We start from the raw sequence: 16,800 nt of genomic DNA, 5'->3' as shown, positions 1-16,800 counted from the left end.
AAGCTGGCCCGTAGTGCGCGCTATTATATCCATTTTCGTTTTCATCAAGATGCCGCCATGCCGATTCTGACCAGCACCCTCCACCGCATCGACAAGCCCGATACCGAGACACCCGCCACGCTGACCTGCGCCGAGCAGGCACAGTCATCGACGGCGTCTCTCGAGGCGCTGCTGACGAGCGTCAATGACAGCTATCATGCCAAGCCCAAGGCGTGGGGCCACTTCGGCGAGACCGGTAGCAGCGCCTTCGCCGCAGGACTCTCCGAGTATCTGGCCGGATCGGTCGACTTCGTCACCTGGAGTGCCCAGATGGCGGAGCGCATCAAGGCTTTGATCGACGCCCACCTCTCGGTCGGTGGCCACCTGCTGTTCGTGCATTATCAGCACGGCGAGTCACAGTACGTCAGCGTGGCACTCCTCCATCATCGCCAAGGCTTTGCCATCGACAAGGCCCTCGAAGTGACCGAGACGCCTCAGCTCAATCTTGGTCAATTGATGCTCGCCGTGCGCATCGATCTTGCCCAATGGCAAGGAGGCACCTCGCATCAGTACGTATCTTTCATCAAGGATCGAGGCGGCAAGAAGTTCGCCGAAGGCTTCCGCGAACTGCTCGGCGTCGAGGAAGGCGTGGATGCCGGCGGCGAAACCCGGACCTTGCTCAAGGCGTTCAGCGACTATGTCGCGCACCAGGACTTGGCCGACGACGAGAGCCGCGAGAAGACCGATGCCATGATCGACTACGCCAGCACCCAAGCCAAACATGGCGAGAAGGTAACCCTCGACGAGCTGTCAGAACTCGTCGATGAACAACACCCCAAGGCGTTTTACGACTACATTCGCCATCAGGATTACGGACTCTCCGAGGAGATTCCGCCGGACAAACGGGCACTCAATCAATTCCGCCGCTTTACGGGACGCGCCAGTGGCGTCTCGATCAGCTTCGACTCTCATCTACTTGGCAACAGCATCGAATTCGACGCCGAGCGTGATCGACTGATCATCAAACAAGTGCCCGGCTCTCTGAAGGAACAGCTCAAGCAGCGCCGGAACTAGGTATTACCTGAAAGCACTTGAAAATCAGCGCTCCAGATAGCGTGGCTTGATGATGCCTTCGAGCGCCTGGGCAGGAATGCGTAGCTCCGGTTGCCCATATGAATAGGGGGCGATGTCATAGGCGTTGTACCGCACCCGCCATTCGTCGGCGAGCGGCGCTACGTTGCGGTTCATGCTCAGCGGCCAGGATTCGGCGAAGTCGACACCCGCCTGTTGTGCTTCCAGCCAACGCAGATGCGCGCGCGACAGCGCCTCGCGATAGGCCGGCGTCTGCCCCTCGCGCAGCATGTCATCGAGTGTCACCACGCGTCGCTCGCGTTCGTCGATGACCATGAATTCCGTCAGCGGCATGCCGTGCGCCCCGCCGGCGAACACGTAGCTATCGAGTTTGACGGTGGTCAGGTCGGCATGCCGGTCATAGACCTGCGCCTTGAAAACCGCCTGGTAACCGGGCAATTCAGGAACGCGTTCTCGCGTCTCTCTGGCCTCGTCGAAAAACGTCTGTGCATACTCTTCCCAAGACGACGCCGGCGCATCGCTTTCGCCATTGGTAATCCCCGAGCCCATGCTCAGCAACTCGTCTCGTAGCCGCTCGCTCAGGCCCGGCGCACCGGGAAAGCGTAGCGATTCGACCTCAACGGTCGCACAACGCCCTGCCGGACAACCACGCTCGACGAAACTTTTCTCCACGCGCTCGGCATCCAGCTTTGCCGCCACCGGTGACCATGCTTGGCAACCACCGAGCACCGCAAGGGTGCCCAACATGACGCCACCGCCCGCCAGACGGCGCGCAATCGATACATTAGCCTTACAGAACAAGATTCATCCTCCCTGATGCGCCGGGGTCCGGCCCGACTATTATTCCTGACGCGGTTCCGCCGCGTTACGCATGCCCCACTATAGACGATATCCAGTGATGAAGGCGTGAGTGGCACTGGCCCTTCTTGCCATACTGGCCCCTTGCCATCCATTGGGCGGGACGACGCGACGCAAGCGTTGATGAGCTGACAACAGAATCGGGCATGAACTCGACAGAATCGCGCATTTTGTCTGTCGTCATAGGGTCCATACTGAAGGAGGGCACCCCGCCCCATGCCGCTTAGCCGCGCCACGGGTCACAACGGCGGTTATCTACGAGGGGCGATTTCATCACCGTCAGGAGTGTTTCATGCGTTATCAACCATTCGGCAATACCGGTTTGTTCGTCTCCGAACTGTGCCTCGGCACCATGACCTTCGGTGGCCAGGGCGAGCTCTGGAGCCAGATCGGCGATCTACAGCAAAGCGACGCCGAGCGCCTGATCGGCCGCGCGCTGGATGCCGGCATCAACTTCATCGACACCGCCGATGTGTATTCCCAGGGCCAGTCCGAAATCATCACCGGCCAGGCACTCAAGAATCTCGACGTCCCACGCGACGAGGTCGTCGTCGCCTCCAAGGTATTCGGCGAAACCGGCCATGGCGGCGTCAACGCCCGTGGCATGTCGCGTTATCACATCATGGAGGGCATCAAGGCCAGCCTGAAGCGCCTGCAACTCGATCATCTCGACGTCTACCAGATACACGGCTTCGATCCCGCCACGCCCATCGAAGAAGCCGTCCGTGCACTCGACACCCTCGTACAGCATGGTCATGTACGCTACGTCGGGGTCTCCAATTGGGCGGCCTGGCAAATCATGAAGGCACTGGGCATCGCCGAACGTCACGGCCTGGCGCGTTTCGAGTCACTACAAGCCTATTACACCCTTGCCGGGCGCGATCTCGAGCGCGAGTTGATCCCCATGCTGCAGAGCGAAAACCTCGGACTGATGGTCTGGAGCCCGCTCGCGGGTGGCTTCTTGAGCGGCAAGTACACGCGCGACAGTCAGGGCGAAGCGGGCAGCCGTCGCCTCAACTTCGATTTTCCGCCGGTCGACAAGGAGCGTGCCTTCGACTGCATTGATGTGATGGGCAAGATCGCCAAGGCACATGGCGCCTCCGTGGCCCAGATCGCGCTGGCCTGGTTGCTGCATCAGTCAGCGGTGACGAGTGTCATCGTCGGGGCCAAGCGTGTCGACCAGCTCGACGACAATATTGCCGCCACGCAGGTCACGTTGAGCCACGAGGAACTCGCCGAGCTCGATGCCGTCAGCGCACTCCCCGCCGAGTATCCCGGCTGGATGTTCGAACGCCAGGGCGACTATCGCCGCCAACAGTTGGCCGACGCCAAGCGCTGAACCGACGTCCGCTCACGCCCATGACGAGCCCCCCCGCCACCAACGATGAGCTTGCAAAAAGCACGGCCCGCTTCCCTGAAGAGAAGCGGACCGTGTAGTGATAAAGTAAGTAGGTAAAGGCTAAAGCGGGCCGTGCGTTACAGCCCCTTGTTTGCCTTCACGCCTTCTTCGATACGCCGACCGATCTCGGCATCGATGTTCTTCCAGTACTCGAACACGCGCGACAGCACCGGCTCCTCGACACCATCAGAGGCATGCCCAACCACATTGTTGACCAAGCGATCCCGCGCGGCATCATCCATGACCTTGTTGATCAATTCATTGGCCTGGCTGTAGTCATCGTCGTCCTTGCGCAAGGCATAGGGCGCGCGCACCATCTGGCCGTTGGATTCCCAAGTGGAGTCAGTGGGATAACGCTCGCCATCCGCCGCCGGGCCACCCTTGGAGTTGGGCGCGTAGACCGGATCGGAGACCTTGTTGATGCGCATCGCCCCATCCTTGCTGTAGCTATGCACAGGGGCTTTGGGCGCGTTGACCGGAATCTGCTTGTAGTTGACCCCGAGTCGCGCACGGTGCGCATCAGCGTAAGAGAACACACGCCCGATGAGCATCTTGTCCGGGCTGATACCGATGCCGGGCACGAGGTTGTTGGGCTCGAAGGCCGCCTGTTCGATCTCGGCATGGTTGTCGGTCGGGTTACGGTTCAACTGCAGCTTGCCTACCTTGATCAGCGGGTAGTCGTCGTGCGGCCAGACCTTGGTCAGATCGAACGGATTGATGCGGTACGTATCGGCATCCGCGAACGGCATGACCTGCATGTAGAGCGTCCAGCTCGGGTAGTCACCTTGCTGGATGGCGTTATAGAGATCTCGGGTATGGTAGTCACCGTCCTCACCGGCCAGTTGGTCGGCTTCTTCTTGGGTCAGGCATTCGATGCCTTGGTCGGTCTTGAAGTGGTACTTGACCCAGAACTTCTCGCCCTGAGCATTGGCCCACATATAGGTATGGCTAGAATAGCCGTTCATGTGACGCCAAGTCTTGGGAATCCCGCGGTCCCCCATCAGCCAGGTCACCTGGTGCGCAGACTCCGGCGACAGCGTCCAGAAATCCCACTGCATGTCGTGATCGCGCAGGTTGTTGTCGGCACGACGCTTCTGAGAGCGGATGAAGTGCTGGAACTTCATCGGGTCACGGATGAAAAACACCGGCGTGTTGTTCCCCACCATGTCGTAGTTGCCTTCGCTGGTGTAGAACTTGATCGAGAACCCGCGCGGATCGCGCCACGTGTCGGGACTCCCGCGTTCGCCGGCCACCGTGGAGAAGCGGATCAGCACATCGGTCTTGGTACCGGGCTGGAAGACGGCCGCCTTGGTGTACTTGCTGACATCCTCAGTCACTTCGAAATGACCGAATGCCCCACTACCCTTGGCGTGCGGTTGACGCTCGGGAATCCGCTCGCGGTTGAAATTCGCCATCTGCTCAATGAGATAGTGATCGTGCATTACGATCGGACCGTCAGGACCCACGGATAGCGAATGCTCGTCGCTGGCCACCGGAATCCCGGCGTCTGTCGTCGTCGGCTTGCGATTGTCTTGCGTCACGATGATATCTCCCCATCATTTTCGTATGTGGCACGGCATGTCGCCACGCCCTTTCCCTGGGATCGAACCGCAGGTCCGTGGAATAGAACCACTGGCGCGATGGTGCAATCTGGCCGGGGGACCTCCCGTTCCCCCTCTTCATGTATAGGAAATAACCCTAGTGACTGTCTACCTACACGCAGTTGCCCAAGCGGCCAGGACGGCCATGACCAGCCTCTCCCCAGCCATAGCCGATGGGGTAATTCAGCCCGCAAAGCCCGGCATGGCAAGGGATCGCTATGCGCAAGACTCAATCAACCCTAACCACTTGATAGTCTTTAACTATTTTTGTCATCAAGAAGTTTCATAGCACGTGACACGCGGCACGCTAAAATCACTGACAGTCTACATACCACCCTCAAAGCCCCTCGCCTCCAATGCCGAAGTAGGGCTCGATACCTTGGCGGTTTTGCTCACGACGTGTCCTCGTTATCGTTGGGCGCATTCGCTTTGCCGAATGTATCGATGACATGGCGCAGCACCTTGCGTTGCTCGCTAGGCAGGCTACGGTAAATTTTCAGTACTTCAGCTTCGTCGCCATAGACCGGTACGACATCCAGTTCATTGGGCGCGGCATAAAGCGCTCGCTCACTCTCATCTCCATAGCGCAACACATGCGGTTCGATACGCAGCCACTCGGCAAGCACCTGAAGCTTATCCTGTGCAGGAATGGAGTCACCACGAAGCCAACGCCGTACCGCTTGGAATGTAATCGGCTTTCCCCAGTAACGGAGATTGAACTCGCGTTCAAGTACCGAGGGGCGAGGCTCATAGCCTGCGGCAACAAGGGCCTTTTGAAGGCGTTCGGCGAACATGGTTTTTTCATTCATACGCTGAATTTGAATCAATGATTCAATTCGCGTTGAATCGTAGTTCACTTTAATATTGAATTATCCATTCAGTGCTCTGATTGGACGGTTCATGGTTCAGCCTCTATGCCTTGGTGCTTCCGGGTGGTGGAATCCATGATACAGGGGGAAGGTGAATCGGCTAAGTGCCTCGCACGACGTCTCACTGAATTCAAACAAACGGCTGCATATCATAGACATCGGGGGATGGCATTGTGATGCTAAAACGACATGAACAACGTCGACTTCATGCACTGCACGAAATTGGACTTCTAGATACCCCCCCGGAAGAACGCTTCGACCGCCTGACGCGTATTGCCAAGCAGCACTATCAGGTCAACATCACGCTCTTCACGCTCATCGATGCCAAGCGCCAATGGTTCAAATCCAAGCAAAATCTTGGCATGGACACGACTCCCCGGCGACATGCCTTCTGTGATCATACTATTCAACAAAATGGTATCTATGTCGTTGAAGACGCAGCTAACGATCCTCTTTTCTATAAAAATCCACTCGTTACCGGCGCGCCTTTCATTCGCTTCTATGCCGGCATCCCCGTACGCAACCCCATGGGATTCACGATCGGCACCTTATGCCTCATTGACTCCGCGCCACGTGACGCGTCTCGCATGGACTTCAGCGTCTTGCGCAGCCTAGCGGCGATATTGGAAGAAGAACTCGAGCGCGAGCACCTGAATGCTGGAAAACAGGAAAAAAAATGGCTATTACATGAAGCGAGCAAGACCGACGTTCTCACTGGCTTACCTAACCGGCATTTTCTCGATGGTTTTTTCCAAGATGAACTCACTGCGGCAAAGCAACGGCGCGGTTCGATTTCAGTGTGTTTTCTCGACCTGGACGACTTCAAGGCGATCAACGACTTCCAGGGCCATGCGGTCGGTGACGACGTACTCAGATGCGTTGCGGATCGACTCCACAGCGCCATACGTCATCACGACGTCACCGCCCGCCTGAGTGGTGACGAGTTCGTGCTCATTCTCCGTGACGTCGAAAACCCAAGAATTTACCGTCATATTCTCGATCAACTGCGCCGCCCCATGCATCTTCAAGGACATGTGATCGAGTTGTCCGCCAGCATGGGGATAACACGTTTTCCAAGCGATGACTCGGATAGCGATTTGCTGCTACGCCACGCCGATCAAGCCATGTACACCGCTAAGGAAACAGGCAAGAACTGTTATCACTTCTTCGACCTTGAGAGCCATCACACCCAGCAAGAGCGCTTTGCCATCGGAGAGCAAGTGCAGCACGCACTGGACAACGATCAGCTCGAACTTTTCTATCAACCCCAGTTACATTACAAGACCGGTATCGTATCAGGATTCGAGTGCTTGATACGCTGGCACCATCCCTCCGGCAAGCTCGTGTATCCGGGGCGTTTCCTGCCCTATATCGAGCATACCAAGCTCGATATCGAGCTCGGCAAACAGGTCATCAACCAGGCGGTGTCGACCCTCGAAACGTTCCAAGTACGGGATCTTCCCTACACTATCAGCATCAACCTGAGCCCATCCCACTTTCTCAACGACGAGTTTCTCGATCATCTCAACAACACGCTAAGCCGGTATGACATGGCGTTTCGCAAACATCTGACGCTCGAAATTCTCGAAAGTACGGCACTCGACGATGCGGGCCTCGCAGCATCGAATATCAAGGCATGCCAGGCACTGGGCGTGCAGCTCTCGCTCGATGACTTCGGCACCGGTTTCGCCTCGTTGAGCTACCTGCGCAAGTTCTCGACCAACGAGATCAAGATCGACCGTTCGTTCATCCTCGGCATGCTCAACGACCCCGAGGATGAAATGATCGTCGAGGCGATCATCGCGCTGGCCAAGAGTTTCAATCGCCGCGTCATCGCCGAGGGTGTCGAGCATCGCGCTACCGAGGAAAAGCTCATCGCCTTGGGCTGTGACATGGGGCAGGGCTTTTTGTACAGTCCCGCCCTACCCCTCGATGAAGCGCTGGACTGGGCGGCCTGCTACGCGCGCCCCTGACGTCGTTCAGCTATCGTCACTCTGCGTGGAAAAACGCCATACCGTGCGCGACTCATAGGTATCGCCAGGCTTGAGAATCGTCGACGGGAAATCCGCCTGGTTGGGAGAATCCGGGAAGTGCTGGGTTTCCAGCGCGAACCCGCCGCGCTTTTCGTAGGCCTCACCCCCTTTGCCGGTCAGCGTGCCATCGAGAAAATTCCCCGAGTAGAACTGAATCCCCGGCTCGGTGGTGGCAATCTCCAGCACGCGGCCACTATCCGGCGCTACAACGCGAGCAGCCTTGACCAGTTCGCCTGCTTCGGCGTCATCGCGCACCAGCACGAAATTGTGATCGTAGCCCTGACCGTACTCGAGCTGGGTATTGTCGTCATTGATGCGTGCCCCGATCACTGCGGCCTCGCGAAAATCGAACGGCGTGCCCGCTACGTCGCGAATCTCGCCCGTCGGAATCAAGGTCTCCCCCACCGGCGTGAAAGCATCGGCATTGAGCATCAACCGGTGATCGGTGATCGGGCCGCTGCCTTCACCTTCGAGATTGAAGTAGCTGTGCTGGGTCAAATTGACCGGCGTCGCCTTGTCGGTGGTGGCGTGATAATCGATGATCACTTCGTCTTCAGTGGTTAGTGTATACCGCACGCGGGTCTCGAGCGTTCCGGGATAGCCTTCTTCGCCATCTTCGCTGGTATAACGCAGTTCGACGCCGACACCGGTGTCGTTCTCGAAGGAGCTCGCCTGCCAGAGTCGCTTGTCGAAGCCTTGATCCCCCCCGTGGAGATGATTGGGGCCATCGTTGGTTGCCAGCTCGTAGGTCGTGCCGTCGAGCGTGAAGCGCCCCTCGGCGATACGATTGCCGTAACGCCCGATCAAGGCACCGAAATAAGGGTTGGACTTGCGATATGCCTCGGAACGGTAGGCTTCCAGGGAATCGAAACCGAGTACGATGTCGTCGACATTGCCCTGCGCGTCCGGGGTGCGCAGGGACGTGATGATGCCGCCATAGGTAATCACCTGCATATCGATGCCATGGCCGTTGCGCAGGCGGTACGCCTCGACCTCGCGGCCATCGGGGAGTTGGCCGAAGCTATGCTTTTCGATGGAAGGAGTCTGTGTGGTCATCTCGTCTGCCTGTGCCACACTCAACGCTAAGCACGTCACTCCCATGCCCAGCGCCAAGCGCGGAATCATCTGAAATCGTGTCATCCTCGGCCTCTCGATAGCGCATTCAGCGCCACCCCATGCGACGCCTCCCCCTTCACGCTAGCCGGGCCGAGTCTCCCTCACCAATAACCGAGTGACGACATTGGCATGTCCTAATGGATATCGACTCTGCACGAATGGGGTCGATACCCGCTCGCGCGGCATCGCCTATCAGCCCCACGCTAGACCAACGTCGTGCCAACGCCAGCACATCAGGCCGTTTTCATGAAACGCCCCTTGCGTCCGGCCATCATCATGCCCATCTAATGAATACATGCACACCCATCCGAGTATGCAGCATGACACATACCTGTCATCACAGCGGAGACATCATGGAATCACGCTATTTCACCATTCATTCTCATCCTCAGGGTCTGCCGTCTCGGGATTTTTTCGCGCTGGAATCCCAAGCATTGCCTGAGCTGGCAGCAGGCGACGTTCGCGTGCGAAACCTCTGGCTGTCGGTCGATCCCTACATGCGCGGGCGCATGGACGGCGTCACGACCTACGTCCCGCCCTTCACGCTGGGCGAGCCGCTCGAAGGCGCCGCCATCGGCGAGGTGCTCGAATCGCGCGACGACCGCTTCGCCCCCGGCGACCGCGTCGTTCACATGGGCGGCTGGCGTGATATCGCGCAGCTTCCCGGCGATAGCTTGCAGGCATTGCCCGATCTCGACGTGCCGCCGCAAGCCTTCCTCGGCGTGCTGGGCATGCCGGGTATGACCGCCTGGACCGGACTCAACCGCATCGCCCAGCTCAAGGAAGGCGAGCGCGTGCTGGTCAGCGCGGCGAGCGGCGCCGTCGGCTCCCTGGCCGTGCAATTGGCCAAGGCCAAGGGCTGCCATGTCGTGGGAATCGCTGGCGCACCGGAGAAACTCGAATGGCTGGAATCGCTTGGCGTGAGCGCGGTCAGCTATCGCGGCAAAGACGCGCAACAACTCAGTGCCGACCTCAAGGCCGCCAGCCCCGACGGGTTCGATGTCTACTACGAAAACGTCGGCGGCGACTGCCTCGAGGCCGCGCTCGACAACATTCGCGTCGGCGCGCGCATCGCGATATGTGGCTTGATCGACAGCTATAACGCGGAAGCGCCCACGCCCGGCCCCAGCAATATGTCCCAGGTGCTGATCCGTCGCGCACGGATGGAAGGCTTCATCATCCTCGACGCCGAAAACTGGGAACACTACCCCGAGTTCCTGCAAGAAATCGGGCCGCTCGTAGCGCGTGGCGAGATCGACTACCGGGAAACCGTCGAAGAAGGCCTCGAACGCACGCCCGACGCCTTCCTCAAGCTCTTCGAAGGTGGCAACACCGGCAAGATGCTGGTCCGGCTGTAAACTCCCGCGATTACCCCTCATTCAGCGCCTCGGCGATCCGCTCGCCGAGGCGCCGTCCGTTCTCCAGGCAATCCCCCACCGCGATGCCATCGCGCCAGTTGCCAATCAGCGAGAGCCCCGGATGACGCTCGAGTGCCGTCTCGAGGGCGGCGATACGCTCGAGATGCCCCAACTCGTACTGCGGAATCGCCTGCGGCCAGCGACTCACGCTCTGCCATACGGGTTCGCCGCTAATACCTAACAGATCACGCAGATCGGCGACGACCTGCGCCACCTGGGCGTCGTCATCGCTGGCAGCCGCCTCGGGCTGGCGACGGCCACCGAGAAACGCAGTGAGCAACACATGATCGGAAGGCGCGCGCCCGGGAAACAGCGTCGAGGAAAATAGCGCGCCCAGGGTCTGGCGATGCTCGACACCGGGAATCAGCATGCCGAAACCATCCAGCGGATGGGCGATATCGGCACGACGAAAGCCCACCGACACGGCGTTGACCGGCGGATAAGCGATTGCCTCCAACGGCGCAGCCACTTGCGGATCGAGGGGGGCCAGTAGCGCGGCAGCCGTGGGCGCCGGGACCGCCAGCACCAGCTCTCGCGCACGAAAACCCTGCCCCGGTGCCGTCTCCACACGCCAGTACTCACCCTCGCGATACACGCCGCTCACCTCGCACTCGCAGTGGATCGACGCATCGGGCTGCGCGACGATGTCCTCGGCCAAACGCTCGGCGAGGCGTTGCAGACCGGCGGGAAAGCTCACCAACTGGCCACGCCACTCGCGCGGCAAGGCAGGCGGCGCGCGCCGTGCCTGGCGCAGCCGCACCAGCCCTCCGCGAACCAGCGAGCCGTACTCGCGCTCCAACGCTACCAACCGAGGCATCGCCGCCTGCGCCGAGAGCCGCTCGGGATCGCCGGCGTAGACACCGGACACGAAGGGATCGACCAGATGATCGAGCGCGCGACGCCCCAAGCGCCGCGTGACGAAATCGGCCAGGCTTTCTTCGGCCTGCGGCGCACGCCGCCGAAACGGTTCGCACAGCAACGCGCCCACGCCACGCGGACCGATCAGCGAATTGATGGGCGCCTTGAGCCAATGGGACGGCAGTGCCACCGGCGCGCCCCGATAGACGATGTAACGCCGCCGTGCATCCGGGTTAGCGGGCTGCGCCTCATCGAGCAGGCCGAGCTCATCGAGCAGCGTATGCAGCGGCGGCTTCATCATCAGAGTATTGGGGCCGAGCTCGATCTGCCAGTCGCCATCGCGATGGGTGCGCAGATTACCACCGACCTGCATCGTGCGTTCCAGCAAGGTCACGCTCAGCCCACGCCGGGCCGCGGCGCGTGCAGCCGTCAAACCGCTGGCCCCACCGCCGACGACGACCACATCGCGCGTTTCTCGCGTGCCTTGCCGGTCGGAGGCCTCGGATTGTGCTTCACACTGCATGACATCTCCCGTGACAGGGTGCGCCGGCACGTGCCATCCGGTCAGGCGCGTAGGGTGCATTCAGGTACCCAGCATAGCGGGCAATGCCGACTACACGCGCGTTCATGAGCGCGACGCATCGACGCACGCATCGCGCTGCACGTCTTCTTCGCTGCGGGCGATGATCGAAGCACCGACCATGTCGCCGGTCACGTTGAGTGCCGTACAGCCCATACCCACCAAGGCGTCGATAGCAGTCAGCAAGGCCACCGTCTCGATGGGCAGGCCGACCTGCGAGAACACCGTGGCGATCATGATGATACCGGCGCCTGGCACGCCGGCGGTGCCGATGGACACCAACGTGCCGATCAGCACGATCTCCAGCATGCTGGTGAAGTCCAGCGGCGCGCCGATCACATTGGCCGCGAACACCGCCGAAATCGCGATGCGAATCGCCGCGCCATCCATGTTGATGGTCGCCCCCAGCGGCAAGCTGAAGCCGTACACACCGCGCGACAATCCCATGCGCCGCGCGGCATCCAACGTCAGCGGTAATGTCCCGGAACTACTTTGGGTCGCGAAAGCAGTCGCCATCGGCGTGCGCGCCTCGTGGAAAAACCGCCGCAGCTTGACGCCAAAGGCCCCCATCAAGGCGCAATAGAGCAGCAGATGAACGCCCAGAGCGATATACAGCACCAGCACCATGTCGCCCAGCGACAGCAATGTCTCCATCCCTTGCTCGGCCACCGTACCGGCAACGATGGCGAACACGCCGATCGGCACGTAATGCAGCACGCCCGACATCACCTTGAGCGTGACCTCGTTGAGCGCCTCGATCACACGGTACAGTTGCTCGGCCAGCGCCCCGTGCGACTCGGACGTGCGCAGCTTCAACAGGGCAATGCCGAAGACGATGGCGGTAAAGATGATACCCAGCAGGTTCAACTCGGCGAATGCTCCGATGATGTTATCCGGCACCACGCCTAGCAGCACTTGGGCAATACCGGGATTCTCCGGCACCGACACCTCGGCGCTGCTATCCAGCGTCATCCCGCTGCCCGGGGAAAACAGCGTGGCCACCGCCAGCCCCACGACAATCGCCAGCGCCGAAGTGCCGATATAGTAGACGAACACCTTGCGCCCGACGCGGCCCATGCTGCCCGCGCTTGCTTGATTGATGCCCACCATCAGCGTGAACAGCACGATGGGCACGATCAGAAACTTCAACAACCGCAGTAGCAAATCACCGAAGGGCGCCAACCAATCCGCGACATCCTGGCCACCGACCAGACCCACGACGACGCCGAGTACCAGCGCAATCGTGACCCTCAGGATCAATGAGCTCTTCGTATAGGCCTGCCACAATGCTTTCACCGCTCCCTCTCCTCTTGTTTGGCTGACACCGTGTTTCGCCTCATGTTAAGCAAAATGCCCGATACGGAGGCTGCGGCGGCGTTACATTACCATTATGCTGGTCGCATCGACTCAGCAACAGGACACAAAGGCGATGAGCGAACGCGCGATCGACTGCTGGTTAACGGACATGGACGGTGTACTGATCGGCGAGGACCGGGCCCTGCCCGGCGCGGTCGAGTTGATCGATCAATGGCGTGCCAATGGCACGCCCTTTCTCGTGCTCACCAACAACTCCATCTACACGCCGCGTGATCTCAGTGCCCGGCTGACGCGCCTGGGCATCGATGTTCCCGAAGACCGGCTATGGACATCTGCCCTGGCGACCGCCGCCTTCCTACGCGACCAGGCCCCCGGCGGCTCGGCCTTCGTGATCGGCGAAGCCGGCCTGACCACGGCGATTCACGAAGCCGGGTTCGTGATGACCGATATCGCGCCGGACTTCGTGGTACTCGGCGAGACACGCAGCTATTCGTTCGAAGCGATCACTCGTGCGATTCGTTTGATCAACGGCGGCGCACGTTTCATCGCCACCAACCCCGATGTCACCGGCCCCAGCCCCGAAGGGCCGTTGCCCGCCACCGGCGCGGTCGCAGCCTTGATCACCGCCGCCACCAAACGTGAACCGTATTACGTCGGCAAGCCCAACCCAATGATGTTCCGCTCGGCCATGAACAAACTCGGCACACATTCCGAGCGTACCGGCATGATCGGCGACCGCATGGATACCGACGTCATCGCCGGCATCGAGGCCGGCCTGCATACGGTGCTGGTGATGACCGGCATCGCCACACGTGAGGAAATCGAGCACTACCCCTTCCGGCCCCGCGAGATTCTCAACTCGGTCGCGGACCTGTTGCAGAAGTAGCGCTGACGTGTCGAGCGAGGCATTCTATGCCTCGCGCTTATCCTCTGTCCGGGTTTCGAAATCACTGGCATCGTGGCGCTCGTGGAGCTGGAGTTCCGGCTCCCCGAAGGTGCGATTGACCATGCGACCGCGCAGTACTGCCGGGCGTGCGTCGATTTCCTCGGCCCAGCGCACGACGTGGGTATATTCCTGCACCTGAAGGAACTCGGCAGCATCGTAGAGCCGCCCCAGCACCAGTTGCCCGTACCATGCCCAAGTGGCGATATCGGCGATGCTGTACTCGTCGCCGGCCAGATAGCGATGATCCGCCAGATGGCGGTTCAATACATCGAGCTGACGCTTGGTCTCCATGGCATAGCGGTCGATGGCGTACTCGAGCTTGACCGGCGCATAGCTATAGAAATGCCCGAAGCCGCCGCCCAGAAATGGCGCACTGCCCATCTGCCAGAACAGCCAGTTGAGCGCTTCGGTACGTGCCACATGCTCCTTGGGTAGCAACTCTCCGAACTTCTCGGCGAGATACAGCAGAATCGAGCCCGACTCGAACACGCGTATCGGCTGATCGCTGCTACGATCCATCAGCGCCGGAATCTTCGAATTGGGGTTGGCCTCGACGAAGCCGCTACCGAACTGATCGCCCTCTCCGATGTTGATCAACCATGCGTCGTACTCGGCACCCTGATGCCCCAACGCCAGCAGCTCTTCGAACATGATCCCCGCCTTGACGCCATTGGGCGTGGCCAGCGAGTAAAGCTGGAACGGATGCTCGCCCACCGGTAGCGCTTTCTCGTGGGTCGGTCCCGCGATCGGGCGATTGATGCTGGCGAACTTGCCGCCGCTTTCACTCTTCCAGGTCCAAACACGGGGTGGGGTGTACTCGGTTTCTTGGCTCATGCAGCCTCCTGGTATATGCATCGGATTACGCCTCACCAAGCGGCGGGACGTATCCAGTCGCCTGAAAAGGTAGTCTGATAATCATTGGGACGCGAGGCGGGTGGTTCAATGGACAATCCGATAGCACAGCCCAATCCTTTCTTAACAAATCATGACAAAGTGCTAAAGCTCAGGGTAAATTACGCTTTTTGCGGTCCATGTGCCCGCGTCCCGAGAACTGACATAAGGCATTGCCATGGCCGCGCCCCAGGACGAACTTTCCCCTTCCCTCGAGGCTGGCAATACCCTGCCGCCGACGTCATCTTCCCAGTCCATCTTCGAGCACGACCTTTCGGCCCTTAATACCAGGCCAGCACCCACACAGCGGCGCAGCGCCTTGAAGGAACAGCGCACGCAAGAATTGCTGGATCACTGCCGCGATGAAGCGCTAAGGCAACTGATTGGGCCCTTTGGGCTCACGCCTGCCATGTTCAATGATATCGAAGGTGGCAATGTCACTACCCAGCACAACGCCAATCAGGATATCTACGCCAAGACATCGGAAAAATACAATCGCAACGACTACGACTACCAGAATGCCAAGAAACACAAGAAGCGCGACGCCGTTAAAAACGGTGACATGAATTCCGACACCTTCACGGATGCCTATACAGGAGAGAAGGCACCTACCAAACGCACCACGTCTGGCGGCAAGCAGGCCATGAATGCGGAACTCGATCACACCGTCCCGCTCAAGCAGGCGCATAAAGAAGGGGGATGGATGCTCGGTGAAGAACGCCGCCAAGCACTCGCCTCGGATGATAAAAACCTGAATTACACCACGCTCGAGAACAACCGCCGAAAAAGTGACGCCCCCGCCGAGGAAGCGCTTTCCAGTCAACATGGTTACGATGAAACACGCACACGTCCCCTCATTGATGACGCACGCACCGCCATCGACGAACACTTGCCCGATACAAAAGAGCGAACCATCTACCACGCCAAGGAACTTGGCAAGACCGGCACCCGTGAGTTTGGAAAAATGGGACTGCGTCGCGCCATGGGCTTGCTGCTGCATGAGCTAATCAGCGGTATTTTCTCCGAAATCAAAACGGTACTTAACGACCGCGATCACCCAGACACACTACTGGACCGCTTAAGCGCTGCCATCAAACGTGTGGCCAAACGTGTGCAAAGCAAGTTCAAAGATGCGCTTGGAGAGTTCTTCAAAGGCGGTCTACAAGGCTTTATCAGTAACCTTCTTACCTTCCTCATCAACAACCTCATCACCACCTCCGCCAAGGTGGTCACGATTATCCGCGAAGGCATTCATCAATTATGGGATGCATTAAAGATGATGCTCTGGCCTCCCGAAGGGATGAGCCGTGAAGAAAGGCTACGCGCCATTACCAAAAGCGTTGCCGGGCTTTTCACACTCGGGGTCGGCATGGTGTGGGAAGAGTCCCTTAACGCCTTCTTGCTCAGCATTCCTCCATTGGCGCCCATCGCAGGTTTCATCTCCCCCGTCATCACCGGGTTGTTGACCGGATTGGCGACGGCACTGCTGATGTATGCCATCGACTCGCTAATCGACTGGATGCTCGACAAGGGTACCGCCTACTTGAATGGCCAAATCGAGGCGTTGGAAGGTTATCAGGCGCTCATCCAACGCACGGCCGAGCATATCGACGTCCAGTTTCAGCTCTCTGCCAGTTTCAAGACGTCATTAGACATCAACGAGGCCGTCAAACATCGGTTAAGCGATGCCGACAGCGCCATGACTAATGCCAACTTGGCCGCCGCAGACACGCGCTCGGCGCACGACGAAACGCTCACCAACCTCGACAGCGCCACGCGTACTCAACAAGAAGTCAACGCAAAACTCTCCCGCCTTCTCAACCGATCTCATAAGGAAACATGA

The 16,800-nt window shown here is 59.5% G+C and carries 13 protein-coding genes; 6 read left to right on the top strand and 7 right to left on the bottom strand.

The features are described 5' to 3' along the window. Positions 1–57 precede the first annotated feature (57 nt). Positions 58–1,053, top strand: coding sequence for a nucleoid-associated protein YejK (yejK, locus tag RVY79_RS12375; protein WP_317464511.1), 996 nt, complete (start codon positions 58–60; stop codon positions 1,051–1,053). Positions 1,054–1,077: 24 nt separating this feature from the next. Here the strand turns inward: yejK and RVY79_RS12370 are convergent, their stop codons facing one another. After that, positions 1,078–1,872 (bottom strand): RsiV family protein, encoded by a 795-nt coding sequence (locus tag RVY79_RS12370; protein ID WP_317464510.1) that lies wholly within the window; start codon positions 1,870–1,872, stop codon positions 1,078–1,080. A gap of 349 nt (positions 1,873–2,221) precedes the next feature. Here RVY79_RS12370 and RVY79_RS12365 point away from each other — a divergent pair, with 349 nt between their 5' ends. Continuing rightward, positions 2,222–3,268 (top strand): aldo/keto reductase, encoded by a 1,047-nt coding sequence (locus RVY79_RS12365; protein ID WP_317464509.1) that lies wholly within the window; start codon positions 2,222–2,224, stop codon positions 3,266–3,268. Between the two features lie 137 nt (positions 3,269–3,405). On the opposite strand, the gene RVY79_RS12360 is transcribed toward RVY79_RS12365, so the two are convergent. Then, entirely contained in the window at positions 3,406–4,869 is a 1,464-nt protein-coding gene (locus tag RVY79_RS12360) for a catalase (RefSeq protein ID WP_317464507.1), read from the bottom strand. Between the two features lie 452 nt (positions 4,870–5,321). Continuing rightward, positions 5,322–5,786 carry a transcriptional regulator gene (locus tag RVY79_RS12355; RefSeq protein WP_317464506.1) on the bottom strand — a complete coding sequence of 155 codons (465 nt, stop codon included), beginning with the start codon at positions 5,784–5,786 and terminating at the stop codon, positions 5,322–5,324. Positions 5,787–5,974: 188 nt separating this feature from the next. Between RVY79_RS12355 and RVY79_RS12350 the strand changes: the two genes are divergently transcribed. After that, positions 5,975–7,771, top strand: coding sequence for a GGDEF domain-containing protein (locus tag RVY79_RS12350; protein ID WP_317464504.1), 1,797 nt, complete (start codon positions 5,975–5,977; stop codon positions 7,769–7,771). 6 nt (positions 7,772–7,777) lie between these two features. Here the strand turns inward: RVY79_RS12350 and RVY79_RS12345 are convergent, their stop codons facing one another. Next, positions 7,778–8,971: an aldose epimerase family protein gene (locus RVY79_RS12345; RefSeq protein ID WP_317464503.1), complete on the bottom strand. Its 1,194-nt coding sequence runs from the start codon at positions 8,969–8,971 to the stop codon at positions 7,778–7,780. A 329-nt stretch (positions 8,972–9,300) separates the two neighbouring features. Here RVY79_RS12345 and RVY79_RS12340 point away from each other — a divergent pair, with 329 nt between their 5' ends. Continuing rightward, the gene (locus RVY79_RS12340; RefSeq protein ID WP_317464502.1) at positions 9,301–10,305 is read left to right on the top strand and encodes an NADP-dependent oxidoreductase; all 1,005 of its coding nucleotides are present in this window, start codon (positions 9,301–9,303) and stop codon (positions 10,303–10,305) included. Between the two features lie 10 nt (positions 10,306–10,315). Here the strand turns inward: RVY79_RS12340 and hemG are convergent, their stop codons facing one another. Then, positions 10,316–11,746 carry a protoporphyrinogen oxidase gene (gene hemG / locus RVY79_RS12335; protein WP_317464501.1) on the bottom strand — a complete coding sequence of 477 codons (1,431 nt, stop codon included), beginning with the start codon at positions 11,744–11,746 and terminating at the stop codon, positions 10,316–10,318. Positions 11,747–11,848: 102 nt separating this feature from the next. After that, entirely contained in the window at positions 11,849–13,099 is a 1,251-nt protein-coding gene (locus RVY79_RS12330) for a dicarboxylate/amino acid:cation symporter (protein WP_317464500.1), read from the bottom strand. A gap of 133 nt (positions 13,100–13,232) precedes the next feature. Between RVY79_RS12330 and RVY79_RS12325 the strand changes: the two genes are divergently transcribed. Next, positions 13,233–14,006: an HAD-IIA family hydrolase gene (locus tag RVY79_RS12325; RefSeq protein ID WP_317464499.1), complete on the top strand. Its 774-nt coding sequence runs from the start codon at positions 13,233–13,235 to the stop codon at positions 14,004–14,006. 24 nt (positions 14,007–14,030) lie between these two features. Here RVY79_RS12325 and yghU read toward each other — a convergent pair whose 3' ends face one another. Further along, positions 14,031–14,900, bottom strand: a complete 870-nt coding sequence (gene yghU, locus RVY79_RS12320; protein WP_317464498.1) for a glutathione-dependent disulfide-bond oxidoreductase — start codon at positions 14,898–14,900, stop codon at positions 14,031–14,033. Positions 14,901–15,135: 235 nt separating this feature from the next. On the opposite strand from yghU, the gene RVY79_RS12315 reads away from it, so the two are divergent. Further along, a complete protein-coding gene (locus RVY79_RS12315; RefSeq protein ID WP_317464497.1) occupies positions 15,136–16,800 on the top strand; it encodes a hypothetical protein in 1,665 nt (554 codons plus the stop codon).

Origin of the sequence: Chromohalobacter sp. HP20-39 (genome assembly GCF_033052815.1) — a bacterium.
Lineage (GTDB): Bacteria > Pseudomonadota > Gammaproteobacteria > Pseudomonadales > Halomonadaceae > Chromohalobacter.
This window is presented reverse-complemented; position numbering and strand designations above follow the sequence as displayed.

Excerpts from the sequence above, each read along its gene's own strand:
- RVY79_RS12315 (WP_317464497.1), top strand. The coding sequence starts at position 15,136 with ATGGCCGCGCCCCAGGACGAACTTTCCCCTTCCCTCGAGGCTGGCAAT.
- RVY79_RS12325 (WP_317464499.1), top strand. The coding sequence starts at position 13,233 with ATGAGCGAACGCGCGATCGACTGCTGGTTAACGGACATGGACGGTGTA.
- RVY79_RS12350 (WP_317464504.1), top strand. The coding sequence starts at position 5,975 with ATGCTAAAACGACATGAACAACGTCGACTTCATGCACTGCACGAAATT.
- hemG (WP_317464501.1), bottom strand. The coding sequence starts at position 11,746 with ATGCAGTGTGAAGCACAATCCGAGGCCTCCGACCGGCAAGGCACGCGA.
- RVY79_RS12340 (WP_317464502.1), top strand. The coding sequence starts at position 9,301 with ATGGAATCACGCTATTTCACCATTCATTCTCATCCTCAGGGTCTGCCG.
- RVY79_RS12345 (WP_317464503.1), bottom strand. The coding sequence starts at position 8,971 with ATGACACGATTTCAGATGATTCCGCGCTTGGCGCTGGGCATGGGAGTG.
- yejK (WP_317464511.1), top strand. The coding sequence starts at position 58 with ATGCCGATTCTGACCAGCACCCTCCACCGCATCGACAAGCCCGATACC.
- yghU (WP_317464498.1), bottom strand. The coding sequence starts at position 14,900 with ATGAGCCAAGAAACCGAGTACACCCCACCCCGTGTTTGGACCTGGAAG.
- RVY79_RS12365 (WP_317464509.1), top strand. The coding sequence starts at position 2,222 with ATGCGTTATCAACCATTCGGCAATACCGGTTTGTTCGTCTCCGAACTG.